Origin of the sequence: Kitasatospora sp. NPDC053057, from assembly GCF_044546945.1 — a bacterium.
Taxonomy (GTDB): domain Bacteria; phylum Actinomycetota; class Actinomycetes; order Streptomycetales; family Streptomycetaceae; genus Kitasatospora.
Genome location: NZ_JBITZP010000010.1, coordinates 1 through 24,191, shown reverse-complemented (window position 1 = coordinate 24,191; position 24,191 = coordinate 1). Strand labels below are relative to the sequence as shown.

Genomic DNA, 24,191 nt, shown 5'->3' with positions numbered 1-24,191 from the left:
ATCGGGAGGAGGAGGGGCGGGCAGTGGCCCTTTTTCGTGTCCATGTCAGATGCGTGAGGGGTCTGACGGGCCGCCGGGCTGGGCAGGCTCGGTCGGACACGTAACGCAGGCAGTGAGGGAGCTGTTGATGACCGCGGTGCACGAATCCGTACTCGACGCGATCGGCGGGACGCCGCTGTTCCGCCTGGCCAGGCTGGGCGCGGGGATCGCCGCGCCGGTCTACGCCAAGGCGGAGTTCCTCAACATCGGCGGCAGCGTCAAGGACCGCGCGGCGCTGTCCATGGTGCTGGCCGCCGAGCGGGAGGGCCTGCTGCGGCCGGGCGGGACGATCGTGGAGGCGACCTCGGGCAACACCGGGATCGGGCTGGCCATCGTCGGGCGCCAGCGCGGGTACCGGGTGATCGCCGGGGTGTCGGACAAGGCGTCGGCCGAGAAGGCGGACATCCTGCGGGCGTACGGCGCCGAGGTGGTGCTCGCGACGACCTCGGTGCCGCGGGAGGACCCGCGGCACCTGTTCAACGTGGTCCGGCGGCTCACCGAGGAGATCCCCGGCGCCTGGCTCGCCAACCAGTACGACAACCTGGCCAATCCGGACGCCCATGTCCGGACCACCGGCCCGGAGGTCTGGGAGCAGACCGGCGGCCGGGTGACCCACTTCGTCGCGGGCGTCGGCACCGGCGGCACCGTCACCGGCACCGGCGGGTACCTCAAGCAGGTGTCCGGAGGGGCGGTGACCGTGATCGGCGCGGACCCGGAGTCGTCCTCGTACGGCGGCGGGGACGGCAGCCCGTGGTTCGTCGAGAGCATCGGCCACTTCCTCCACCCGGAGACGATCGAGGACCGCTGGCCGCAGGCCTACCGCTCGGAGGTGATCGACTCCTTCGAACGGATCCCGGACCGCGAATCGCTGCTGACGGCCCGCCGGCTCGCCCGCGAGGAGGGCATCCTGGCCGGCCCGTCCTCCGGCACGGCGGTGGCGGCGGCGCTGCGGGTGGCGCGCCGGCTGGGGCCGGACGACCTGGTCGTGGTGGTGCTGCCGGACTCCGGCCGCTCGTACCTGTCCAAGGTGCACAGCGACGTGTGGATGCGGGAGTGGGGGTTCCTGGAGGAGCCGGGGGAGACGGCGGTGCGGGCCGCGCTGGAGGGGGCGGGACCGCTGGTGGCGGTCGGTGCGGACCTGACTGTCGGGGAGGCGCTGGAGGCGCTGCGGACCGCGCCGGGCGGGGTCGCCCCGGCCGTGCTGGCGCGGGCGGCGCGCCCGTACGGGGTGAGTGCGACGGAGGTGGTCGGCTCGGCGTCCCGGGAGGTGCTGGCGGCGGCGCTGGCCGACGGCGGGGCCAAGCCGGACGGGCCGGTGCGCCCGCTGCTCGGGCCGGCCCTGCCGACGGTGGGGGTCGGGCAGCCGGCCGCCGAGGCGCGGGCGGCGCTGGCGGGCGGGCACCCGGCCGTGGTGGTGCTGGTGGACGGCCGGGCGGCCGGGGTGCTGCCGCGGGCGGCCCTCGGCTGAGCCCTCACCGGGCGGGCGGCAGGAGGGTGTCCGTCACCGAGCGGGCGCCAGGAGGGTGTCCGTCACCGAGCGGGCGCCAGGAGGGTGTCCGTCACTGGGCGGGCGCCAGGATGGCGAGGATGACCCGGTCCAGGGTGCGGTCGAAGGCCTGGTCCGGGTCGGCGGGCGGCCCTGCGGTGGCGAAGGCCTGGGCCAGGTTCGGGTAGTCGCCGCTCATCGCCGCCTGGGTGAGGTAACCGACCATCTCCGCCTGCCACTTGGCGCCCGCGGCCGCCGTCTGCTCGTACTGGGCGAACTGGCAGATGAAGCCGTTGAACATCGCCATCGCCTCCATCCGCGCGCCGCCCGCCAGCCCGGTGGAGGCGGTGACGGCGAGGAAGTGGTCGGTGTAGCGCAGCGCGTTGGGGCCGATGCCCGGGCGGGCCATGACCAGCGCGGGCAGCCAGGGGTGGCGGCGGAAGATGGTGAGCTGCTCGTGCGCGAGGCTCGCCAGGTCGGCCCGGACGTCGCCGCTCGGCCCGGGCGGCAGCCGGTACTCGGCGCAGGCCGCGTCGAGCATCAGGTCGAGCAGGTGCTCCTTCTTCGGCACGTAGTTGTAGAGCGACATGGTGCCCGCGCCGAGCGCGGCCGCGACCCGGCGCATCGAGACGGCGTCCAAGCCCTCGGCGTCGGCGATGACGATGGCGGCCGCGGCGATCGAGTCGCGGCTGTGGGCCGGTCGGGGGCCTCGGCCGGTGCGCTCGGGGCGGAGCCAGATCAGCTCGGGGGCCTCGGGGGGCACCGGCTTGCCGGGCGGCTCCGCGCTCTCGGAGCCGGGGGGCGCTTCTGGACTGCTGGGGGTGTTGCTGGACGGCACTGGAAGATCACCTCGCTCACCCATCTTAGATACGTACGGCGTACGTAGTACGATTGCGCCTGCGCGCGCTTCTACGTACGCTGTACCTAGAGAGGGGCAGAGCCATGTCCGACACCACCCGACCCGCTATCGAGATGGTGGGCGTGGAGAAACGATTCGGGGCCACCGAGGCCCTGCGCGGCCTCGACCTGACCGTCCCGGCCGGCACCGTCTGCGGCCTCCTCGGCCCCAACGGCGCCGGCAAGACCACCGCCGTCCGCGTCCTCGCCACCCTGGTCGCCCCCGACCGGGGCACCGTCCGGGTCGCCGGGCACGACGCCGTCCGCAACGCCGAGGAGGTCCGGCGGGCGATCGGCCTCGCCGGGCAGCACGCCGCGCTGGACGAGGGCATCACCGGCCGCGACAACCTCCACCTGTTCGGCCGGCTGCACCGCCTCGGTGCCCGCCGGGCCCGGGCGCGCGCCGACGAACTGCTGACCCGCTTCGACCTCGCCGAGGCCGGCGACCGGCTGGTCCGCACCTACTCCGGCGGCATGCGCCGACGCCTAGACCTGATCGCCAGCCTGGTCACCAGCCCGCCGGTGCTCTTCCTGGACGAGCCCACCACCGGGCTCGACCCGCGCAGCCGCCAGGAGATCTGGGACACCGTCAAGGAGTTGGCCGACGGCGGCACCACCGTGCTGCTCACCACCCAGTACCTGGAGGAGGCCGACCGCCTCGCCGACGACATCGTGGTGGTCGACCACGGCGCCGCGATCGCCACCGGCCCGCCGGCCCGGCTCAAGGCGGCGATCGGCAGCCAGATCTCCGTCACCCTGGCCGATCCTGGCCAACTCGGCGCCGCCGCCGTGGTGTTGTCGAGCCTGTCCGGGGGTGACGCCCGGGTCGACGTGGCCGAGCGGGCGGTCACGGTGCTGACCAGGCCCGGGGCGAACGTCCTGTTGCCGTCGCTGGTACGGGAGTTGGACGCCGTCGGCGTCGTCGCCGAGGACGTCGCGGTCCGGGCGCCCTCGCTCGACGACGTGTTCCTCGCGCTCACCGCTGAGTCCACCGCCCTGGGGAGGGCCGCCTGATGTCCGCTGTCGCGCACACCGCCTCGCGTCCGTCCGTCGGGGCCCGGCTGCTCTCCGACACCGGGACGTCGATGCTCCGCATCCTGCTCAACTACCGCCACTCGCCGGGCCTGTTGGCTGCCTCGCTGGGCGTTCCGGTGATCATGGTGGTGGTCTTCGGGTACGTCTTCGGAAGCGCCATGCAGGTGCCCGGCGGCGGGGACTACCGGGAGTTCCTGATGCCCGGACTGTTCGCCATGGTCGCCACCAACGGCATCATGCCCACCATGGTCGGCGCCGCCCGCGACGTCGGCCGCGGGGTCACCGACCGGCTGCGCTCGATGCCGGTCTCCCGCACCGGGCTGCTGCTCGGACAGACCCTCGCCGACCTGCTGGTCAGCCTCGTCGTGCTGGCGCTGCTGGCCCTGGTCGGGCTGGCCGCCGGCTGGCGCGCCCGGCACGGCGCGGCCGACGCGCTGGAGGCGTTCGCGCTGCTGCTGCTCTTCCGGTTCGTGATGACCTGGGTCGGCACGCTGCTCGGCCTGGCCGTCGGCAAGGAGGAGGCCGCCGGCCAACTCTCCGTCGTCGTCTTCCCGTTGGCGATGGTCACCAACGCGTACGTGCCCACCGGCGGGATGCCCGGCTGGCTGCGGGTGATCGCCGACTGGAACCCGATCAGCTCCGTGGTCGAGGCCGCCCGCGAGCTCTTCGGCAACCCGGCTGCGCCCGGCACCGCCTGGCCGATGCAGCACGCCGTCCTCGCCACGCTGCTCTGGAGCGCCGTGCTGCTCCTGCTCTGCGGGCCGCTGGCCGTACGGAAGTTCGCCACCCACGGGCGGTGACCCGCCCGGTCCGGCGAATGTGCTGGACACCGTGGCCGGTGTGGCTTTAGGTGGGGCGCCATGGAGTACACCCACCTCGGCCGCACCGGCCTGACCGTCTCCCGCCTCTGCCTCGGCACCATGAACTTCGGACCCCACACCGAGGAAGCCGAGGCCCATCGCCTCATGGACACCGCCCACGAGCGCGGCATCAACTTCTTCGACACCGCCAACGCCTACGGCCGCGACCCCGAGGGCAACCTCAAGGGCCGCACCGAGGAGATCATCGGCCGCTGGTTCGCCCGGGGCGGCGGCCGCCGCGAGCGCACCGTGCTCGCCACCAAGGCCTACGCCGAGATGAGCGACTGGCCCAACGAGGGCCGGCTCTCCGCGCTCGCCATCCGCAAGGCCGTCGAGGCCAGCCTGCGGCGGCTGCGGACCGACCACATCGACCTCTACCAGATGCACCACATCGACCGGGACACGCCCTGGGAGGAGATCTGGCAGGCGATGGAGGTCCTGGTCGCCCAGGGCAAGATCATCTACGTCGGCTCCAGCAACTTCGCCGGCTGGCATGTCGCCCAGGCCCAGGAGTCCGCCCGCGCCCGGCACTTCCTCGGCCTGGTCAGCGAGCAGTCCCTCTACAACCTGCTCGACCGCACCGTCGAACTGGAGGTCATCCCCGCCCTCCAGCACTACGGCCTCGGCCTGCTGCCGTGGTCCCCGCTGCGCGGCGGCCTGCTCGGCGGCATCCTGCGCAAGGAGCGCGAGGGCACCCGCGGCCGCAGCGCCCTGGGCCGCGCGGGCGAGCTGCTGGAGAAGCACCGCGAGCGCCTCCAGGCCTACGAGGACTTCGCCGCCGAACTCGGCACCGACCCCGCCGACCTCGCCCTCGCCTGGCTGCTCTCCCGCCCGGCCGTCACCGCCCCCATCATCGGCCCCCGCACCCCCGCCCACCTCGACGCCGCCCTCGTGGCGCTCGACGTCAAGCTCGACCAGAAGACCCTGGACCGCCTCGACGAACTCTTCCCCGGCCACCGCCCGGCCCCGGAGGACTACGCCTGGTAGACCCGGCCGCCGCTCGGCCCCGGCCGCCGCTCGGCCGGGGCCGAGGGGGCCTTCCCCGGGCGCCCGGCCGACTGTGGTAGCAAGGCAGGCGTGACGGAGCGGAATGGGGAGCGAGGGGCGTACCACCACGGCGCGTTGCCGGAGGCGCTGGTGGCGGCGGCGTTCGAGGTGGTGGACGAGCAGGGGCAGGAGAAGGTGAGCGTGCGGGAGGTGGCGCGCCGGGCGGGCGTGTCGGCGGGGGCGCCGTTCCGCCACTTCGCCGACCGGCAGGCGCTGTTGACCGCGGTGGCGGACCGGGTGCTGGCCGACTTCGCCCGCTGGCAGGCGGCGGAGGTGGCGGCCGCCGAGGCGGTCGGCGGGTCGGCGATGCGGGCGCTCGGGCTGGGTTTCGTCCGGTACGCGCTGCGCCATCCGCGGCGGTTCGAGCTGGTGCGCTCGCGGGTGTTCACAGCCACCCGGGACCCGGAGCTGCGGGAGCAACTGGACGGGATGGACCGGGCGTTCACCGAGCTGATCGTGGCGGACCAGCGGGCCGGGCGACTGGGGCCCGGCGATCCCGGGCAGGTGCTGCTGGCCGGGCAGGCGCTGGTCTACGGGCTGGCGCAGATGATCGTGGACGGGTACCTGCCCGCGGACCGGGCCGAGCAGCTGGCCGTCCAGGTACTGGACACCTTCCGCCGGGGGATCGCCAACAGGCCCGAGCAGTAGCCGAATTGTGGCTGCGGCGAGCCTTGACCGGCCTTCCGGGCCTTGATGTAATCGCCGATTACATGGGGTGCGGGTCGGGGTCGGGGAGGCCGGGAATGTCCGAGAGAGCCACGTTCATCCGCTCGATGTTCGCCAAGCCGCGGCCGGGCTACACCACCGCCGCCGCCACCGGCGACACCGTGGTGCTGCTGATCGGCATGCGGATCAACCGCTTCTGGGCCGTCCACCACTGGGGCCCGGTCATGTACGCGATGCTCCGGATGCTGCGCGAGCTGCGCCGCAGCCCCGAACGCGGCCTGCGCGGCCGGATCCTGCTCACCGCCTCGCCGCGCACCTACTACGTCGTCCAGTACTGGGAGTCGAAGGAGGCGCTGTACCGCTACGCCACCGCACCGGACGGCTTCCACCACACCGTGTGGGGCATCGCCAACCGGATGGTGCGGGCGGGCAAGACCCGGGGGCACGTCGGGCTCTGGCACGAGTCGTACATCGTGCCCGAGGGCGGCTACGAGTCGATCTACTTCGACATGCCGGCCTTCGGCCTGGCCGGCGCCACCGGCCAGCTGCCGGTGGAGGAACGCGGCCGGCACGCCGCCCAGCGGCTGGCCTTCCGCTCGGGGGAGAGCGCCGGGGAGAGCGCCGGGGAGAGCACGGCGGAGAGCGCGGGGGACGGCGCGGACGCTCGGGCGGACGCTCCAGGAGTGTCGTGAGTCATCGGGCCGCCCCGGTGTGGGAGCGTCGGGGGATGGTCGATCAGGGCGGCGCCGCGCGGCCGGCGCGGGTGGTGCACGAGGTGCCGTACCGGGCGCAGTGGGAGTCCGCGGAGCTGGTGCGGGACATCATTGACGGGCAGCTGGACGCGGCGCGGGACCCGCGCTGGGGCCAGTCGGGGGCGGCCAGCCCGGAGGAGTACGCGTGGTGGTCCTGGCGGCTGTGCGGGGTGGCCTGCCTGCGGATGGCGCTGGAGCACTGGTGGGGCGTGACCCCGACGGCGATGGCGCTGGCGGGCGAGTGCCTGGCGGCCGGCGCGTACGTCCGGGACGGCGAGAGCCTGCGCGGGCTGGTCCACACGCCGTTCGCGGAGTACGTCCGGCGGCGCTGGGGACTGGCCGCCCGCGCCGCGGAGTTGACGCCCGCGGAGGTGGCGGCCGAGCTGACGGGCGGACGTCTGGTGATGGTGTCGGTGCACCCGTCGATCCGGGAGCCGAACGGGCCGGAGCCGGTCCGGCGCGGCGGGCACCTGGTGCTGGCGGTGGGCGCCACGGAGACGGCGCTGCTGATCCACAACCCCTCCGGCTTCGCGGGGGAGTCGCAGGCCTTCGCGCGCGTCCCGTGGCGCTCGTTCGGGCCGTTCTACGCCGGGCGGGGGATCGTGCTCGGCCCGCCCGGCGCCGAGCGGTAGCCGGGGTCGGCCGGAACGGTCAGGTGTTGCCCGGCAGCCCCGCCGGGTAGAACGGCAGGCTGCTGCGACAGAGCGCCGAGATCGGCTTCAACGCGGCGGCCAGCCGGTCGAGTTCGGCCCGCGAGTAGTCCTCCCAGACCCGGGCGGCGGCCAGGTCGGTGGCCGCCTCCAGGCCCTGGTGGCGGATCCGGCCGAGCTCGGTCACCGTGCCGGCCGCGGTCAGCCAGCCGCGCTCGACCAGGCGCTCCGCGGCGGCGTCCCACTCCTGGTCCGTCCAGCCGCGCACCGGCTGGAGCTGCTCGCGCCGCATGTCCATCGCGCAGCGGAGCACCAGCGCCTCGCAGCCGTCGAGCCCGGCGGCCACCAGTGCGGCCACATGGCCGTCCCCGCGGTGCTCGCGCATCACGGTGGCGGCCCGCCAGAGCCGCTCGTACAAGCCGGTCGGCACCGGGAGCGCGGCGTTGGCGGCGGCCAGCACCCGGCCGGCGCAGTCCAGCCGGGCGGTGGCCTGCTCCAGCGTCTCGACGGCCTGCTCGACCTGCTCCCGGTCCACGTGCTCCAGCAGCCGGGCCAGCGCCGCGCCCGCCCCCTTGACGCGGGCGGCCAGCGCCTCCTCCGGGCCGGCCAGCGACCACAGCGCCGGCAGGGCCCGCTCGACCATCGCCGGGGCGAAGTTGAAGAACGCGGCGATCACCGGCGGGGCGTCCACCGCGCCCAGCGGGGCCGAGCGGCCGCCGAAGTAGCCGCGCCAGAAGCCGCGCAGCCCGGCGTCCTCGAAGGCGTCGCGACACTCGGGCTGGAAGTAGGTGACGGCGTGCACCGGCTCGAAGAGCCACCAGAGCGCGCGGGCGGGATGGACGAGATCGGTCATCGGGAGACCTTCCTCGGACGGGGCTCCGGGCGGGCGCGGGGAGCTCGACTGGTCGGCACGGCCTACGACGGTCGCGGGGGCGGCGGGGTGCCGGGGCCGCCCGGGCGGGCGCGTAGGCCGTTCAAGAGCTGATGACCACGGGGGCGGCCCCGGTAATCCTCGGTGGCACGTGAGGGAGGTCACACGGAGGCTTGCTTCAGCGGTCCACCGGCGGCATGGCGAGCGGGTTGACCGGCATCCGCTCGCGACAGATCGCCGCGATCGGCCTCAAGGTGGCGGCGAGGCAGTCGAGTTCGCCGTGTGGCAGGCCCGCCCAGACCCGGCCGGCGGCGAGGTCGGTGGCGGCCTCGACGGACCGGTGCCGGCTCCGGCCGAGCTCGGTGACCGCCCCCTGCCCCGTCAGCCAGCCCCGCTCGACCAGCCGCGCCGCGGCGGCCTCCCACTCCTCGTCCGTCCACCCGCGCATCGGCTGGAGCACCTCCCGGCTGGCGTCCAGCGCGCAGTGGAGGACCGGCGCCTCGCAGCCGTCCAGCCCGGCCGCGACCAGCGCGGCCACGTGGCCGTCCCCGCGGTGCTCGCGCAGCACGGCCGCGGCCTGCCACAGCCGCCCGTGCACGTCCGCGGGCCGGGGGAGCGCGGCGTTGGCGGCGGCCAGCACCCGGCCGGCGCAGTCCAGCCGGGCCACCGCCTCCTCCAACGCGGTCGCCGCCGCCTCGACCTGCCCGGGCTCCACCGGCGTCAGCAGCCGGGCCAGCGCCGCCGCCGAGCCCTCGGTCCGGGCGGCCAGCACCCGCTCGGGGCTCGCGTGCGCCCAGGCCTGCGGCAGGGCGCGCTCGACCATCGCCGGGGCGAAGCTGAAGAACGCGGCGATCACCGGCGGGGCGTCCACCGCGCCCAGCGGGGCCGAGCGGCCGGCGAAGTAGCCGTGCCAGCCGCCGTCCAGCCCGGCGGCCTCGAAGGCCGCCCGGCTCTCGGGCTGGAGGAAGGTGACGGCGTACACCGGCTCGAAGAGCCGCCACAGCGCGCGGGCGGGGTGGACGGGATCGGACATGAGGGCCGCTCCTCGGGGCAGCTGGCCGGCTGAGACCGCTCTCGGAGCGGCAGGCTAAGGCCACCCTCGGAACGGCCGGCCGGCCGGACGGGGCGGCCCGACGGGCGTGCGGGCCGCTCACCTGCTGATGGCCACGGCGGCGGTCCCGGCAACCCCGGGCGGCGTGTGATCACGGTCACGCGGGGCTGGCGGGGTGTGACCGCCGGTGGCGCGGCGCGAGATGATGGGGCGAGGTGCCCGCCCCCGGGTACCCAGCCCTCGCAAGTCCTCGTACGAAGGTAGTCGGTCATGGCCCAGATCAACCCCAGCATCCTGTCCGCGGACTTCGCCCGGCTCGCCGACGAGGCCGAGGCCGTCCGGGGTTCCGACTGGCTGCACGTGGACGTCATGGACAACCACTTCGTGCCGAACCTGACCCTGGGCATCCCGGTGGTCGAGTCGCTCGCCCGGGCCACCGACATCCCGCTCGACTGCCACCTGATGATCGAGGACCCGGACCGCTGGGCCCCGCAGTACGTCGAGGCCGGGGCCGGCTCGATCACCTTCCACGTCGAGGCCGCCGCCGCGCCCGTCCGGCTCGCCCGCGAGATCCGCGCCAAGGGCGCCCGCGCCTCGATGGCACTCAAGCCGGGCACCCCGATCGAGCCGTACGAGGACCTGCTCCCCGAGCTCGACATGCTGCTGATCATGACGGTCGAGCCCGGCTTCGGCGGCCAGGCCTTCCTGGACATCATGCTGCCGAAGATCCGCCGCACCCGGGAGCTGATCGCCAAGCGCGACCTGGAGCTCTGGCTGCAGGTCGACGGCGGCGTCTCCGCGGCCACCATCGAGCGCTGCGCCGAGGCCGGCGCGGACGTGTTCGTGGCCGGTTCGGCCGTGTACGGGGCCGAGGACCCGGCCCAGGCCGTCCGCAACCTGCGCGAGCTCGCCGACAAGGCGTCGGCGGACGCCTGGTGGGCCTGCGAGCACTGAGGCCCGCTCGTCGCTCCGCGGCCGGACGGCCGGGCACGGGTGGAGGAACGCGGCACCGTGGCGGATGATCGGTGACGACATCCTCCGGGCCCCACCCGGCCCGGCTCCCTCCGTACGGTGGTGGAACCGCGATGAGCAACCTCGACCTCAAGCCCACCCCGATCAGCTGCGGCCGCGAGGCCAGCGGCGGCCCGGTGAAGGACCTGCTGACGGGGCGTCAAGTCCCGCTCGGTGAAAGCACCGTGGTGCGCCGACTGCTCCCCAGCCTGGGCCGCCGGATGGTCGGGGCCTGGTGCTTCGTGGACCACTACGGCCCGGACGACATCGCCGACGAGCCCGGCATGCAGGTCCCGCCGCACCCCCACATGGGCCTGCAGACGGTCAGCTGGCTCCACCAGGGCGAGGTGCTGCACCGCGACAGCCTCGGCAGCCTGCAGACCGTCCGGCCATACGAGCTGGGCCTGATGACCTCCGGCCGGGCGATCTCCCACTCCGAGGAGTCCCCCCGCCCGCACGCCCGCTACCTGCACGGCGCCCAGCTCTGGGTCGCCCTCCCGGACGCCCACCGGCACACCGCCCCCGCCTTCGAGCACCACCCCGACCTGCCCGTGGTCACCGCCCATGGCCTGCGCGCCACCGTCATCCTCGGCACCCTGGACACCGCCACCTCGCCCGGCACCACCCACACCCCACTGGTCGGCGCCGACCTCGCCCTCACCGAGGGCACCAACCTCGCCCTCCCGCTGGTCCCCGAGTTCGAGTACGCCGTCCTCGCCATGACCGGCCGGATCGACGTCGACGGCGTCCCCGTCGAACCCGGCTCGATGCTCTACCTCGGCTGCGGCCGCCGCGAACTCCCCCTCCTCGCCCCCTCCGACGCCACCGTCCTCCTCCTCGGCGGCGAGCCCTTCGAGGAGAAGATTGTCATGTGGTGGAACTTCGTCGGACGCTCGACGGAGGAGATCGTACAGGCCCGTTCGGGGTGGATGGAAGGGTCCATGTTCGGCGAGGTGCACGGCTACGACGGGGCCCGGCTGGCTGCGCCCACCCTGCCTGCGGTGCCCCTGAAGCCGCGCGGGAGGGCGCGCTGACCTGGGGCTATGTCATTTTCGTTGCGGTTCGCACGCCTTGCAGGGACCAATGAAAGGCGCGGGTCAAGCGATCGCGCGGACGCCGCCCGGGGAGGCTCGCTGGCGTGCGGAGGGTAGGCCAGGTGCTGCTGCGGGAGTCTCAACTTTGACCGTCTGTGACAGGCTTTAGTCAGACCAATGCTGACCAATGCTGACTTTTCTGATGAGGCGTCAGTTGTCGAGTTCGAAGATCGGGAGGGTCGTCGAGGCATCACCGACCTCCGCCGTTGCGCAGGGATGAGCGAGGAGCGCGGGACGTCGCCCACGTGCCATGGCGACCGGGGCCGTGGGCGATCAGCCGACTATCGCTCCGGTCTCGAGATGCGCGGCGTCCTGTATGAACCCGACAGCCGCGCGCCGAGATAACTGATTTCCGAGGAGACGCCACCTTCGCCGGGGTGTCGTACGGCGTGGGTGCCGTGAACCGCGGCGTGGCCGCCAACGGTCCCTGCCCGGCCGTGTCCGTCGGCCGCCGCGCCGCTTCGGCTGTCGCTAACTGGAGCGAGTCAGGACTCGCTCTCCGAGGCGGGTGTCGCCACCGATTTGACGTAGGGAGGGGGCTGCCCGACCCAGTCGCCCGTGACCTTGTCTTTCGGTGCTGTGTCGAGAAGATTCCGGAACCCCTCCTCGCTGGTGCACTCGCGAATCAACTTCTTGGCGTACGCCGGAGTGTAGCCGTAGTCCTTGTGGCGCTCGTCGTACACGCAGTACTTCTCAATGGTGATCTCCGGACGCGCACTCCCGGTCGGTGGCCGTACTTGGAGCGCCCGCCATGCCTTGGAGAAATGCGTCATGTTAAATATATAAGGAAGGACAGCAGCAACCTCTTTAACGATCTCCCCCGGCTTCTTTAGGCCATGGCCGACGATATCCCGCTTGCGCTCATCCCTGATCACCAGTCCCCGGCGTCCCAAGTCCTCGACCAGGACCTGCTGCTCCGCTGTCATGTCGTCGTATCTCGTGAACTGAAGGGCCAGAGCAGCGGGATCCCTTGGCGCCAACTCGTTGACGAGCCGGAGACGGAGCTCGAACCGAGAATCAGCCTCGGTCTCATCGCTCAGGCCCGAGCGGAAGTCGGCGATGAACTTCCGCAACGTGGCTGGTAGCTGATTGCGTAGGCGCCGCAGACTCTGCTCTCCGGCATCAGTGAATGACCCAATGAACACGGGGAACTGAAGCCTGGTAGCGAGAGAAACGGCCGGGCCGAACTCTGTAATCATTTCCTCTTCATAGTTGAGCAGCAGAGCTTGCGCGTAGCCTCCGAGGACGGCGGTAAGTGCTTGCTGCTGGCGGGCATGCCGGTGCTCGATCTTGTTGCGGAGCCCGATAAAGAACTCGATATTGAGCCTGACGGGATCGCTCGTGTCCGGCCAACGGTCACGGACGCATCGGGTAAGCTCCCAGCACTTAGGCTCGCCATCAACCTTTTCCAAGAACCTTGGATGGTCCTTCTGGTGATAACGGAAGTCGGTGCCATCGCGGGTCAACTCAGCGTGAAGGAGGTACAGCCAAGCGAGGTGCATATGCACCACAAAACCCTCGAACGATCGAACCTCGGCCGGGTCGTTGTATAGGCGAGACGCCAGGCATGCCTCGTCTTGGCTGGCGTGAACCATCGACCAGTGCTTCTTCGGGCGAGCCACTTCCGCTCCTCGCCAGCTTGCATTCCCTAATCCAGCATAGGCATGGCCCTGTGGACCGGCAGCTCGCGTCGCTGGCCGCACGGTGTTACACCTACCGATCCGGTGGCCGGTCTCGCCGACTGTCGGCCTGGTCGCCGGGCCGCTGAAGGATGTGCGGGTGCAGCGGACACGTACTGGTGCGCGACTGTGCGGGTCGGATGCTGGTGCGCCCATGATCCTGGCAGCGACTCAACGCTGTCTTCGGCGTCTCCCGGACCGGCCCACTCGATCCGGGGAGTTTGCGTCTGGTCCGGCCAGGTACTGGACATCGAGCCAATCGGTGTGCTCCTCGGGGTCGGTGGAAGGCCCGCGGCTTGTACCCCGCTGGGGTGATGGTCCAAAGGTGGTTCGGTGCCGAAAACAGCAGTGCGAACGCGCGGCTTGCCTTGGCGTATCGGGGGATTCGGTGTTGCAACTCAGCGGACGAAACTCGCGGTTCGCGATGCGATCAACGAGGCGGCTGTGGCAGGGTCTGACGGGTGCTCTTGGACTACGCGGTTGTCCGTGACAACCCCTCCTACGCCCGTGTGACCCCTGATGGCCTGCGAGAGTTGGAAGATCACGCGCCCTACGACGACCAGGCGGCGGCGTTCGCGTCGATCGCTCTGCGGAACGAGTCGGTGCGGGCGGTGCTTGAGCGCCTGGCAGGACTGGATGGCCTGCCGCCTTGGTACCTGACGGCCGGTTCCTTGTTCCAGACCATCTGGAACGCGGCAGCGGGCCGGGAGGACCTCCGGGCCGGGATTCGGGATCATGACCTGTTCTTCTTCGACGAGGACACCTCGTGGGAGGCAGAGGATGTGGTGATCAAGCGATGCCTGGCGGCCGTCGACGACCTTGGTGTGGAGTTGGAGCCGAGGAACCAGGCCCGGGTGCACCTCTGGTATCCGCAGAAGTGGGGCAAGGAGATCGCTCCGTACCGGGACCTGCCGCACGCGATCAGCAGCTTCGCCGCCACGAGCTGCTGTGTGGCGCTGAGCCTCGATGTGAGCGGCAAGCTCGACGTGCACTCCACGCACGGCTTCGTAGACCTGTTCAACCTCGTGCTGCGGCCGAACCCGCTGACCGTGGCCCCGCAGTCGGTGTACGACGACAAGGCGGCGCGGTGGATGCAGGAGTGGCCGCAGCTGACGAAGCTGCCCTGGGCGGAGCCGGCGGACTCCATCCAGTGACAGCAACGCCGGTCAGACGATGGTGGCGACCAATGCGGAGTGGTCGCTGATCTTCTTGGTGCGGACGTCGTGTTCGAAGCCGACGCCCTGCACGCGGGCGAAGGCCACCGGGGAGATGAAGATGTGGTCTAGGCGCTGGCCTCCCCGGGGTCCGTACCAGGTGAGGTCCGCGCCTTCCGGGTGGATCTGCCGGTAGGCGTCGATCAGGCCCAGGCCGCCCAGGGTTCGGTAGAACTCGAAGTCGTGGTCGGCGAACAGGGCGCGGCTGGCCAGCGGGTCGCGGTCGGGTTCGAGGATGTTGAAGTCGCCGGTGACCAGCAACGGCACGCTGGGGTCGGCTGCGATCCGGGCCCGGACGGCGTCGACCACCTGGTCCTGGAAGGCACGCCGGTTGCGGCTGCTCTCCTGGGACATGCCGTTGGTGAGGGCGTAGAGGCCGAGGACGTCGAAGTCGCCGAAGTGGGTGGCCAGACGGACACCGATGAAGCGGGTGCTGTCCATGGTGAGGTGGACCGGGCTCGTGCTGTAGCCCTTGGTGGCGATGACGGTCAGGTACCGGTCGTCGGGGCCTGCTGGGCGGCGGGCGACGCCGAATCCAGAACTCTCAAGGTCCTTGATGATCAGGTCGGCGGCTTCGCCGAGCTTCACCTCGGTGAGGACCATGACGTTGCTCTGGCTGCGGTACAGCCAGTCGAGCAGGTCGCGGGCGCGGCTGGCAGAGGGGCTCTGGATGTTGAGCGCGACCAAGCGCAGCTCACGGCGGGCCAATTCGTCGTCCACGACGTCGGGGTTGCCGAACAGGAAGTCCTGGGTGAGGTCGTCCATGTAGATGGGTCCTTTGCTGGTCAGGCGGGGCGAGCAGAGAGGATGTCGGCGATCGTGGTGGCGATGCGCTCGGGCTGCATGCGCTTGTCGGCGCGCTGCTGCGGGGTCTCGTCCTTGGTGCCAAGGGCGGTGAACCTCTCGCTGCTGGGGGCGTCGATGATCCGGAAGGAGTCCTTGGCGGCAGGGCCGCGCAGGACGAGGGAGATGGTTCCGGCCTCGGCGGTGACGGAGTGGACGGCGGTGTGGTCCAGGACGTACCAATCGCCGGCGCGTTCGGTGCGGATGAGCAGCGGGCGGAGGTCGTCCGGGTCGAGGCTGGTGAATCCGGTGTCGGCCCCGTAGAGGGTGTGCCGGTAGGAGCCGGCGAGGATCTCGGAGGCGAAGGACCAGCGGTGGTTGTGCGGCCGGTCGAAGTATCCGGGGCGGAAGCGGTGCAACCGGATGCGGAACTGGCCGGGGGCATCGTGCAGGACGAGCTTGTCGAGGAAGTCGTAGGTCTCGCACATCTCGACCAGCTGCGGGTCGGACGGCATATTGCCGAGCAGTTTGGCGATCAGCGCCCAGTTGTCGCAGGTGAGTTCGCTGAACGCGATGCTGGCGGCTTGGCTGACGACGGACAGATCGTTCCAGTCGAGGTCGTACAGGTATTGCAGGAGGGTTGGGGTCACGAGGCGGCTCCGATCGGGCCTGGGACGGTGTCGAGGTGGCGTCGCAGGACGGGGTGCATTCGGTAGTAGCGCCGAGGGCAGCCCCGCTGCGGCCGGGCGGTGGGCAGTGTGCCGGTGGCGGTGACGGCCAGACAGACCTCGGTGAGGAGGGCGATCTGGGTGTCCTTGACGGCTTGGCGCAGGTCGACTGCGTTGGCGGGGACGATGCGCTGGGCGTAGACGCCGCCGGCGTCGACCTGCTCGGTCACCTCGTGGACGCTGCACACCACGTCATCGCCGGTGAACGTGGCCCAGGCGACCGCGTCCATTCCGCGGTACGCCGGGAGTGCGCCGTTGTGGGCGTTGACGGTGCCGAGCCGGGGCACTGTGAGCACGGTGCGTGGCACGACGTCCATGCCGACCAGGACCAGGAGGTCGCATCCCCACCGGTCGAGCGCGCTGGCGGCCATGGACCAGTCCCGATGCTCGATGCGCTGGTGCCGTTCGGCGCCGGGATTGCCGTCGGCGCCGGACAAGGCGAGCCTGGGCGCCGCAGGGCTGCGGGGTTCCGGGTACCAGGCGGAGGCGTAGGTGCTGGTGTCCGGGATCGGGGCGATGCCCGACTCGTAGTGCAGAACGCCGGCGATGGGCACCCGGGCGGTGTGCGCGGCGGCCAGGAACCGCGGCAGCCCTCGGGATCCGGCTCCGGCCAGCACCGCCACCCGTGCCCGGGGCGGCACCAGCGCGGCGGGGATAGGGCTAAGCACCGGATGGTCGTCGCCGACCTCGCTGGTCCGGGGCCCGACGATGGTGTCGGTGGCCTCCAGTGCTTCGGCGAGGGCCTGCGAGGCCAGGTCGGTCGGGGACACCGGGGCGAGAAGGCAGACACCGAGCACCTTGAGCGCCGCGTTCACGTACCGCGGGTCGGCGGTTGTGCGGGTCAGCCCGATCCAGTGGCGGCAGAGCCACAGGTAGATCTCTACGAGGTCGGCGTCGAGCTTCTGGGCGATCTGGTCGGCTGGCGGCCGGGCGAGCGCGGAGGTCTCGACGGCGTGGAGCATGGACTCCTCTGCCGGATCGGTTGCGCGGTAGTGCCCGGCGCGGCCCGCGAGCCAGGCCCTGGCGTGGGCCCGCACGTCAGAGCTGGCGTGGCTGGGGCGGGCGATCAGCAGCGGGGCGGCGGAGGAGACGGTGAGCCGTGCGGCTGGGAGCTGCCGGGTCGGCTGGAGCTCGCGGCGTCGCAGGAGCCCCAGCACAGTCGGGGTGATCAGGTCTCCGTCGCTGACCGCCTGTTGGCTGATCGCGCTGGTATCGATCACCGCGCGACCAGCTTCGTCGTGTTGACGAGGGCGGCGACGTGATGGGCGACGGCCGCCTCATCGCCGGGGTAGCCCCACAGCGGGGTCTTGAAGAAGGAACGGATGAACGCCTCCGCCCCCGGGTAGGTCGCGGGCCGCACCTCGGGCACGCTCGTCCAGGGTTGCTGGCGGGAGGAGCGGTGGAACAGCGGCTCGTTGGCGATCACGTTGGTGGAGCCGGGCACGTCGAAGTCGGCCCGCTGCCGGTCGAGCCGCTGGACGAACTCGTGCAGTGTCTCGGTGGCCGCCTCCTGGTGGTATCGCAGGCCAACGACGTACAGGCCGCTCTGGCCGCGCTCGGGGTCGACGAGCGCGGGGGAGACCACCGGGTTGCCGTCCAGCGCCTCGATGTACGCGGCCAGAACTTCGCGCCTGCGGGACTCGATCAGCTCGGCCTTGCCCAGCTGGTCCAGCCCGATCGCGGCGCCCAGCGTGGAGGCCCGGGACTTCAGCCCCATTCCGGTGAGCGCGTACTGGTAGTGGGGTGCGCTCTGGTCGATCTCCTGGAAGCAGCGCTTGTTGTAGTGGCCGTGCAGCAGCGCCAGCTCGCGCAGGCGGTCGTCGTCAGTGACCAGGACGCCGCCCTCGCCGGTGGTGATCGGCTTCTGGTTGGTGGAGAAGACGGCCATCGCGCCGAAGGTGCCCACCCGCTGCCCAGCCCAGGAAGCGAAGTGCGCGTGGGAGCAGTCCTCCAGCAGCATCAGGCCGTTCTCGCGGCAGAACGTGGAGATGGCGGTCATGTCGCAGGGGTTGCCCCACATGTGGGTGACGATCACGGCCTTCGTGTGTTCGGTGAGGCAGTTCGGCAGGTCGGCCGGGTCGAGGTTGCCGAAGCCGTCGGCGTCAGCGAAGACCACCTTCACACCCTCATAGGCGAACGGCGTCGCGGTGGCGAAGAACGTGTAGGCGGGCGCGATGATCTCGTCGTCGGGTCCGAGGCCGGCGGCCACGCACATGGCGTGCAGGGCGGCGGTGCCGGAGGAGAAGGCGATGGCGTACCGGGAGCCGACGAACTGGGCGAACTCAGCTTCGAAGCCGCCGATCACGCCGCGGCCGTCGCGGTCGGACAGGGAGACGCCCAGCTGGCGGTCGACCGCGCTGCGCAGGCTGTCGTCGATGTGGGGCCAGGTGTACGGGGGGATGATGGAGTTCACAGTGGTGTCTCCTTACGGGAGTTGGCGTTCGGGGCGGCGGAGCGGTCGAGCAGGTCGGTGATCAAGCGGGTGAGCCGGCCACCGGTCTCCTGCACGGTCTCGTCGGCATCCACGGCGAGGACGTGCCAGCCTTCGGTCCTTGCCCTGGCGCGAAGCTGATCGAGGCCGGCCTGCTGGTAGGCGAGAAAGGAGGCCCGGCCCAGCTCGTCGTACTGGCCGTGCATGCCCAGCTCGGCAGGCCGCAGCTTCGTGGCCTTGCGCTCCCACAGCAGCTCGGGGGCAACGTCGAGCAGGACGACGTGATCGGGGGTACGGACGCGGTTGAACAGTGCGGCCAGTTCCTCTGCGCCCCAGCCCTGCCCGGTGAGCTTGGAGGCGAGCTTGTAGAACCACCCGTCGACCACGACCGGACCCCGCTTGAGGGCCGGTGCCACGACCTGCTCCCCGTGCGCGGTGAACCAGCTCGCCTGCAGGTGGGCCCAGAAATTGTCGGACAGGTCCCGGGCATCGCCGCTGTGCCACAGCATCCTGGCGAGGGGCTCCATCAGCAGGGCCGCGTACGCGGAGTCGGTGGAGACCTGCCGCCGGTCAAGGTGGACGAGACCCGAGGCGGCCAGGTCTGCAGCCACCGCCCGCGCCAAGGTGGTCTTCCCGGCCCCATCGGGCCCCTCCAGCACGAAGAACGGAGCGCCCACGGACGTCATGAGTCGACCTCCTCGGCGGGGGCGGCCTCGTCCGCGAAGACCTCGCCGCCGCGGTCGAGCGCCTGCTGGGCCCGCTGGCCGACGCTCGCCAGGAACACCAGGTCCTCCACAGACAGCCCGTTAGCCGGACATGCGAGGTTCTGTTCGACCTGCTCGACGGTGGTGAAGCCAACCAGCACCCCGGCACCAGGCCAGCGCTGGAGGCAGTAGCCGATCGCGGTGTGGACGAGGTCCCCACGCGCGGGCCCGAAGCGGTCGCGGATCTCATCCAAATAGGGGGCCAGGATCTCCAGCGCGTGAGGGGTGAACCAGCGCTTACGGGACCGGTGGTCGCCGTCCCCGAACGACGGGGGCTGCTGCGGGGTGTGCTTGCCGCTCAGCAGGCCCTGCCCTAGAGGCTTGTTCAACAGGACGGTCACTGCGTGCTGGGTGGCGAACTCCCGGATGCCGCCGGAGGCAGGCTGGGGGGTCAGCAGGTTGTCGCGCACCGCCAGGACGTCGGGCCGCACCTGCGCGAAGTGGCGGCGGAAGCGCTGGTGCTTATCCTCTCGCTCCCCAGGTACGGTGCTCAGCCGCTCGGGAGCGTAGCGGTGTGGACCGCGCATCCCCACCGCCCTGATCAGGCCCTCAGCCTGGAAGGCCCGCAGAGTCTCGACGGCTGCCGACAGGTGTACGTCGCCGGGACCGAAGTTGGCGTTGTGCAGTGCGTAGACATCGAGGTAGTCGACGCGCAGGTTGGCCAGGGTCTGCTCCAGCTGCCGACGCATGTGGCCCGGGTCGTAGGCGTGAGCGGCGTCCGGCTCGGTGAAGTAACCGACCTTGCTCGTCACCGCGAACTGCTCGCGAGGAATCCCGTCGAGCACAGTGCCCAGTAGTCGCTCCGAGCGGCCGTGACCGTAGACATCGGCGGTATCGAACAGGTTCGCGCCAAGGACGAAGGCGCGTTCCAGACCGGTGATGGCCTGCTTGTCGTCGGCGGTGCTCCAGCCCATCGGCATGCCCAGGTTGTGGGCCGGACCGCCGATCGGCCAGCAGCCGATCCCCAGCCGCGAGACGACCGCTCCGCCGGGCAGGGTGACTCTGCCGCCGGGACGTGGGACGTCGGCCATGGTGGTCTCCTCCCTCTCGATATTGGACATCAAGTGCCGCACGGATCGGCGGCGTTGATAAAACGCCAGTTGGTACTGGCCGTCCACAGCTCGTGCTGCTCCCGCAGGACCTCGGCCCGCCTGGGCGGCAGCACCGCAGCGACCGTGCGCACCTCGGGCTCGACCCGATCACGAAGGCCGGCAATCTCGGCGTCCAGCGCCGAACGCAGCCGCACGCTCATCTCGTTGACGTCCGGATGGTTCAGGTCGGCGGCACTGATCTCAGCCTGCAACAGGCCGAGCACCGTGTACGCGGCGTCCTTGAGCACTGTGCGGGCTGCGCGGACGGCGGTCCTCGGCTCGCCGTCGAGGACCTTCTCCAGCGACTTGAACGTGTAGTCCAGCGGGAACGACCGGTCGATCCACAGCTGGGCCCACTCGCTGGCCACCCCGATCCGCCAGTCCTGGAACCGGGAGTCCACCCGGCCCATGGAGGGCCGCACCGCTCCGGTCAGCCCCCTAGCCTCGGCCATCTTGGTGTACGCGGCGCCGATCAGGCACTCCATGCTGACGAGCATGTAGGAGATCCCGCTGTGCAGAGGCCGGCCGGTGGAGTGCGCGGCGACGAATCCCGGGTCGCGCACACCCTCGACGATCTCCTCGACCGGCAGGTGCGGCAGAGGCCGCAGCAGCAGATCCGTCCGCCCCTGGAACTCGTACGTCTGACGAAGCTCGTCCGCGTCCATGAGCTGGTCGAAAGTGATGTACGTGAGCCGCGTCGGGATGCCGAGCGCGGACAGAGTGCGGATCGCCAGCGCGTTCTGCTCCGCGGTGGTGTCCTTGTTAAACCGGGTCAGGATCGAATCCACGCCGGACTCGACACCGAACAGGCAACGTCGAAGGCCGAGTTCGGCGAGCTTGCGCCACATCGCGGCGCGCTCGACGTGCCAGGAGGTGTCCTGGCCGGGATGGACGACCTGTTCGATCCGGCAGCTGGTCTCCCACTGGAAGCCGGCATCGTGGAAGGTGTGCGCCAGGTCGAGTGCTCGGGGCGTGGCGTCCGATCCGCCGCCAATGAATTCCTCGTCGACGCAGTAGATGGTGCGCGAGACCTCCGGGAACCGGTCGAAGACCAGGCTCATCTCCCCGAGGATCCAAGGGAAAGTACCGGGCTGGGCGCCAGACCACTGCCCCTTGTGGCCGCGCGGGCAGAACGAGCAAGCGCTCTTGCAGCCCCGCGAGTTCTCCAACTGTGCGACACCGCCGGACTCGAACGTGGCCGGGAGAAGGTCGAGTTCAGGCAGGATATCCGTCTGGATGCGGTTGGGCAGCGTGGCCGTCCTGCGCCGGCTGATCCCGATGGCGCCACCTCGGGCCGCGCCGTTGTACCCGATGCCCTGGATCTCCTCCCGGCGCAGCTCGCCGTGCCAATGCGCCAGGACGTCCTGGATCGTGGCTTCGCCCGCACCTCGAGCTATCAGCAAGTCCGGGTAACGGTCCAGTAGGAGAGCCTCGTTGCGGACAGTCAGGCTTCCTCCCGCCACCACCAGCGGCGGCGTGGGTAGAAGGTAGACAGCGTCCAGGAGCCCGGTCATCAGGTCGTGCTGGCCGAAGGTCGCCGAGATCCCGAGGATGTCCGGGCTCTGGTCCACGGTGACGTCCTTGATGAGGTCCGGGAGGGAAATGCCCAGCTGCATGTCCAGCAGGCGAACTTCGCCAGCGAGGGTCGAGCGCGCGGCACGCGCAACATCAGAGATGCCCAGCGGGAACCGGGGCAGCGGGAAGTTCTCCGGGTGGTAGAGCGACGCCAGGGCGAGCGTCGGCCGCGTGAAGTGGTGCGCGGCCTTCTCGTCCAGGTCGGCGACCGTCAGCCAGGACGAGTTGTCATCCAGCCGCAGATGGCCGTCGAGCCGTGCCGGCCACTGGCGGCTGCCGTGAGGTTGACCGGAGAGGTCGGCGATGACCCACCGCCCGTCGAGCCGCTCGACCAGGACCGGGTCTGTACGGTCTTCGGTGTAACTCCCGATCATGGAAGTAGCACCTGATGAGCGACGTGACTGTCTCTGTTGAGGCGGTTGAAGAGGTCCGGCCGGTCGAGCTGTCGGCGGATCTGCTGGACGACCAGTTGATCGGGCAGTTGGTCGACCGGGCCCGTGCGAGCGGGCTGCAGTTGACCGGCGAGGGCGGGCTGTTGCAGCAGCTGACGAAGCGCGTGCTGGAGTCCGCCCTCGAAGGCGAGATCACCGACCACCTGGGTTATGAGAAGCACGATCCGGTCGGCGCCGGCAGCGGCAACAGCCGCAACGGCGTCCGCTCGAAGACGGTGCTGACCGACGTCGGCCCGGTCGAGATCTCCGTCCCACGCGATCGAGAGGGCAGCTTCGAGCCGCAGATCGTCAAGAAGCGCCAGCGCCGGCTGACCGGTGTCGACGAGATGGTGCTGTCGCTGTCCGCTCGGGGCCTGACGCATGGCGACATCTCCGCCCACCTGGCTGAGGTCTACGGCGCGAGCGTGTCCAAGCAGACCATCTCGACCATCACCGACAGTCATAGTGATACGCGGGCCCCGGTGGCCGTGACCCGATCACTGACTGACGTCCTGTTGGACTGTCCTTGCCTTGATCTGTCCGGCCGCCGGGGCCCGGTTCCCCAGGGCCCTGGCCGGGCGGAGCATGACCTAATAGGAGCCTGGCCAGAGGCCCCCTGACTGTCCTGTCTGCCCTGTCCGGCCGGAGCTACCTTCGGCAAGGAAGGCTCCTCCAGCATGACAGGCACAGCCTCTACAGACCTCTCGGACGAGGTAGTTGTCGGTGGGGTGGACTCCCACGCCGCCACCATCCACGTCGCCGTGGTCACCGACAGGGGCGGGCACCTCGCCGACGCCGAATTCCCGACGAGAGCCGCTGGGTACGCTGCCGCGATCGCCTTCTTGCAGGCCCACGGCACCGTCACCGCCGTCGGCGTGGAGGGAACGTCCTCCTACGGAGCGGGCTTTACGCGCGCCGCCCGGCAGGCCGGCCTGACCGTCGTCGAGGTCAACCGGCCTGACAAGGCCGAACGCCGCAGGATCGGCAAGTCCGACCCGATCGACGCCTACGCCGCGGCCCGCGCCGTCGTCTCGGGGCGGGCGACCAGCGCCCCCAAGGACGGTGCGGTCGACGGCATACGCGCCCTGCAGACCGCCGCGCGCTCCGCGGTCAAAGCGCGCACCGCGGCGCTCAACCAGATCACGCACTTGCTGGTCACCGCGCCCGACGCGATCCGCGCCAAGTACCCGGCACAGCCCGGTGACAAGCGCCTCGCCGCGCTAGCCCGGATCCGGCCAGCCACCGATCCCGAGAACGCAGCGCTCCTGACGGCGCTGCGCGCGCTGGCCCGACGCATCCAGAGCCTGACTGAGGAGCACACGGTCCTGACCGCGGAGTTGGACAGGCTGGTCACCGAGCTCAACCCCGGCCTGCGTGCCGCCTACGGCGTGGGCCCGGACACCGCCGCACAGCTGCTGATCACGGCAGGGGCGAACCCGGAACGACTGCGCACGGAAGCGTCCTTCGCCGCGCTGTGCGGTGCGGCCCCCGTCCCCGCCTCGAGCGGGAAGACCAACCGACACCGGCTCTCCCGCGGCGGCGACCGGGCGGCCAACGCGGCTCTGTACCGCATCGCCCTCACCCGGATGGCCCGTGACCAGCGCACACGCGAGTACGTCGCCAGGCAGACCGACGCCGGCCGCACCAAGACAGAGATCATCCGACTGCTCAAGCGTGCCATCGCCCGTGAGATCTTCCGGCTGCTGACCGACCCGGTCCGGGTGCCCGACGTCGCGGACCTGCGGCAGGCCCGGCAATCGAAGAACATCACCCTCACCGCCGTGGCGAACCACTTCGGCGTCTGGCCCGCCGTCATCTCCAACATCGAGCGCGGCCTTCGCCGAGACGACGCCTTCGCTGACACCTACCGTGAGTGGCTCCTCAGCGCTTGACCGACCATAGGAGCATCAAGGTCATGGACGGGATGGCCGAATGGCAGAACCGGCCCCTCGACCCGGTCTACCCGGTGATCTTCATCGACTGCATCCACGTGAAGGTCCGCGACGGCCAGGTGGCCAACCGGCCGATCTATGTCG

The 24,191-nt window shown here is 71.1% G+C and carries 22 protein-coding genes and 2 pseudogenes; 13 read left to right on the top strand and 11 right to left on the bottom strand.

Annotation, left to right across the window (positions count from 1 at the left end; translation table 11 throughout):
* Positions 1-127: 127 nt before the first annotated feature.
* Positions 128-1,507: a PLP-dependent cysteine synthase family protein gene (locus tag ACIG5E_RS13510; RefSeq protein ID WP_396533562.1), complete on the top strand. Its 1,380-nt coding sequence runs from the start codon at positions 128-130 to the stop codon at positions 1,505-1,507.
* Between the two features lie 91 nt (positions 1,508-1,598).
* On the opposite strand, the gene ACIG5E_RS13505 is transcribed toward ACIG5E_RS13510, so the two are convergent.
* Positions 1,599-2,363, bottom strand: coding sequence for a TetR/AcrR family transcriptional regulator C-terminal domain-containing protein (locus ACIG5E_RS13505; RefSeq protein WP_396533561.1), 765 nt, complete (start codon positions 2,361-2,363; stop codon positions 1,599-1,601).
* Between the two features lie 104 nt (positions 2,364-2,467).
* Between ACIG5E_RS13505 and ACIG5E_RS13500 the strand changes: the two genes are divergently transcribed.
* From ACIG5E_RS13500 to ACIG5E_RS13475, 6 genes are all read left to right on the top strand, one after another.
* Entirely contained in the window at positions 2,468-3,436 is a 969-nt protein-coding gene (locus ACIG5E_RS13500; protein ID WP_396533560.1) for an ATP-binding cassette domain-containing protein, read from the top strand.
* Entirely contained in the window at positions 3,436-4,257 is an 822-nt protein-coding gene (locus ACIG5E_RS13495; RefSeq protein WP_396533559.1) for an ABC transporter permease, read from the top strand. Before ACIG5E_RS13500 ends, ACIG5E_RS13495 begins: the two co-directional genes overlap by 1 nt.
* Before the next feature lie 60 nt (positions 4,258-4,317).
* On the top strand, positions 4,318-5,304 hold the full coding sequence (locus ACIG5E_RS13490; RefSeq protein ID WP_396533558.1) for an aldo/keto reductase: 987 nt from the start codon (positions 4,318-4,320) through the stop codon (positions 5,302-5,304).
* Positions 5,305-5,394: 90 nt separating this feature from the next.
* Positions 5,395-6,012, top strand: a complete 618-nt coding sequence (locus tag ACIG5E_RS13485; RefSeq protein ID WP_396533557.1) for a TetR/AcrR family transcriptional regulator — start codon at positions 5,395-5,397, stop codon at positions 6,010-6,012.
* 125 nt (positions 6,013-6,137) lie between these two features.
* A complete protein-coding gene (locus ACIG5E_RS13480; RefSeq protein ID WP_396533713.1) occupies positions 6,138-6,722 on the top strand; it encodes a DUF4188 domain-containing protein in 585 nt (194 codons plus the stop codon).
* A gap of 35 nt (positions 6,723-6,757) precedes the next feature.
* Positions 6,758-7,414, top strand: a complete 657-nt coding sequence (locus ACIG5E_RS13475; RefSeq protein ID WP_396533556.1) for a C39 family peptidase — start codon at positions 6,758-6,760, stop codon at positions 7,412-7,414.
* A 19-nt stretch (positions 7,415-7,433) separates the two neighbouring features.
* On the opposite strand, the gene ACIG5E_RS13470 is transcribed toward ACIG5E_RS13475, so the two are convergent.
* Together ACIG5E_RS13470 and ACIG5E_RS13465 are read right to left on the bottom strand one after the other, a co-directional pair.
* A complete protein-coding gene (locus ACIG5E_RS13470) occupies positions 7,434-8,285 on the bottom strand; it encodes a hypothetical protein (RefSeq protein ID WP_396533555.1) in 852 nt (283 codons plus the stop codon).
* Between the two features lie 196 nt (positions 8,286-8,481).
* Positions 8,482-9,336, bottom strand: coding sequence for a hypothetical protein (locus ACIG5E_RS13465; RefSeq protein ID WP_396533554.1), 855 nt, complete (start codon positions 9,334-9,336; stop codon positions 8,482-8,484).
* 288 nt (positions 9,337-9,624) lie between these two features.
* On the opposite strand from ACIG5E_RS13465, the gene rpe reads away from it, so the two are divergent.
* Positions 9,625-10,308, top strand: coding sequence for a ribulose-phosphate 3-epimerase (rpe, locus tag ACIG5E_RS13460; RefSeq protein WP_396533553.1), 684 nt, complete (start codon positions 9,625-9,627; stop codon positions 10,306-10,308).
* 131 nt (positions 10,309-10,439) lie between these two features.
* Positions 10,440-11,399, top strand: a complete 960-nt coding sequence (locus tag ACIG5E_RS13455) for a pirin family protein (RefSeq protein ID WP_396533552.1) — start codon at positions 10,440-10,442, stop codon at positions 11,397-11,399.
* Between the two features lie 545 nt (positions 11,400-11,944).
* Here the strand turns inward: ACIG5E_RS13455 and ACIG5E_RS13450 are convergent.
* A complete protein-coding gene (locus ACIG5E_RS13450) occupies positions 11,945-13,081 on the bottom strand; it encodes a DUF3644 domain-containing protein (protein WP_396533551.1) in 1,137 nt (378 codons plus the stop codon).
* Between the two features lie 518 nt (positions 13,082-13,599).
* Here ACIG5E_RS13450 and ACIG5E_RS13445 point away from each other — a divergent pair.
* Positions 13,600-14,292: a nucleotidyltransferase family protein gene (locus ACIG5E_RS13445; protein WP_396533550.1), complete on the top strand. Its 693-nt coding sequence runs from the start codon at positions 13,600-13,602 to the stop codon at positions 14,290-14,292.
* 12 nt (positions 14,293-14,304) lie between these two features.
* Here the strand turns inward: ACIG5E_RS13445 and ACIG5E_RS13440 are convergent, their stop codons facing one another.
* From ACIG5E_RS13440 to ACIG5E_RS13410, 7 genes are read right to left on the bottom strand one after another with little or no spacing between them, the layout of a single operon-like run.
* Positions 14,305-15,117, bottom strand: a complete 813-nt coding sequence (locus ACIG5E_RS13440; RefSeq protein WP_396533549.1) for an endonuclease/exonuclease/phosphatase family protein — start codon at positions 15,115-15,117, stop codon at positions 14,305-14,307.
* Positions 15,118-15,137: 20 nt separating this feature from the next.
* Entirely contained in the window at positions 15,138-15,785 is a 648-nt protein-coding gene (locus tag ACIG5E_RS13435) for a hypothetical protein (protein ID WP_396533548.1), read from the bottom strand.
* Positions 15,782-17,083 (bottom strand): formyltransferase family protein, encoded by a 1,302-nt coding sequence (locus ACIG5E_RS13430; protein WP_396533547.1) that lies wholly within the window; start codon positions 17,081-17,083, stop codon positions 15,782-15,784. Before ACIG5E_RS13430 ends, ACIG5E_RS13435 begins: the two co-directional genes overlap by 4 nt.
* Complete coding sequence (locus ACIG5E_RS13425; protein WP_396533546.1) at positions 17,080-18,276, bottom strand: DegT/DnrJ/EryC1/StrS family aminotransferase; 1,197 nt, start codon at positions 18,274-18,276, stop codon at positions 17,080-17,082. Before ACIG5E_RS13425 ends, ACIG5E_RS13430 begins: the two co-directional genes overlap by 4 nt.
* Positions 18,273-18,980 carry a dTMP kinase gene (locus ACIG5E_RS13420; RefSeq protein WP_396533545.1) on the bottom strand — a complete coding sequence of 236 codons (708 nt, stop codon included), beginning with the start codon at positions 18,978-18,980 and terminating at the stop codon, positions 18,273-18,275. Before ACIG5E_RS13420 ends, ACIG5E_RS13425 begins: the two co-directional genes overlap by 4 nt.
* Positions 18,977-20,089: an aldo/keto reductase gene (locus tag ACIG5E_RS13415; protein ID WP_396533544.1), complete on the bottom strand. Its 1,113-nt coding sequence runs from the start codon at positions 20,087-20,089 to the stop codon at positions 18,977-18,979. Before ACIG5E_RS13415 ends, ACIG5E_RS13420 begins: the two co-directional genes overlap by 4 nt.
* Positions 20,090-20,118: 29 nt before the next feature.
* Positions 20,119-22,098: a B12-binding domain-containing radical SAM protein gene (locus ACIG5E_RS13410; protein WP_396533543.1), complete on the bottom strand. Its 1,980-nt coding sequence runs from the start codon at positions 22,096-22,098 to the stop codon at positions 20,119-20,121.
* A 14-nt stretch (positions 22,099-22,112) separates the two neighbouring features.
* Here ACIG5E_RS13410 and ACIG5E_RS13405 point away from each other — a divergent pair.
* The 3 genes and pseudogenes from ACIG5E_RS13405 to ACIG5E_RS13395 form a co-directional block, all read left to right on the top strand.
* Positions 22,113-22,613 (top strand): annotated as a pseudogene (locus ACIG5E_RS13405) (transposase); the annotation flags it as partial.
* A 219-nt stretch (positions 22,614-22,832) separates the two neighbouring features.
* On the top strand, positions 22,833-24,047 hold the full coding sequence (locus tag ACIG5E_RS13400) for an IS110 family transposase (protein WP_396533542.1): 1,215 nt from the start codon (positions 22,833-22,835) through the stop codon (positions 24,045-24,047).
* Between the two features lie 26 nt (positions 24,048-24,073).
* Positions 24,074-24,191, top strand: a pseudogene (locus ACIG5E_RS13395) (transposase); the annotation flags it as partial.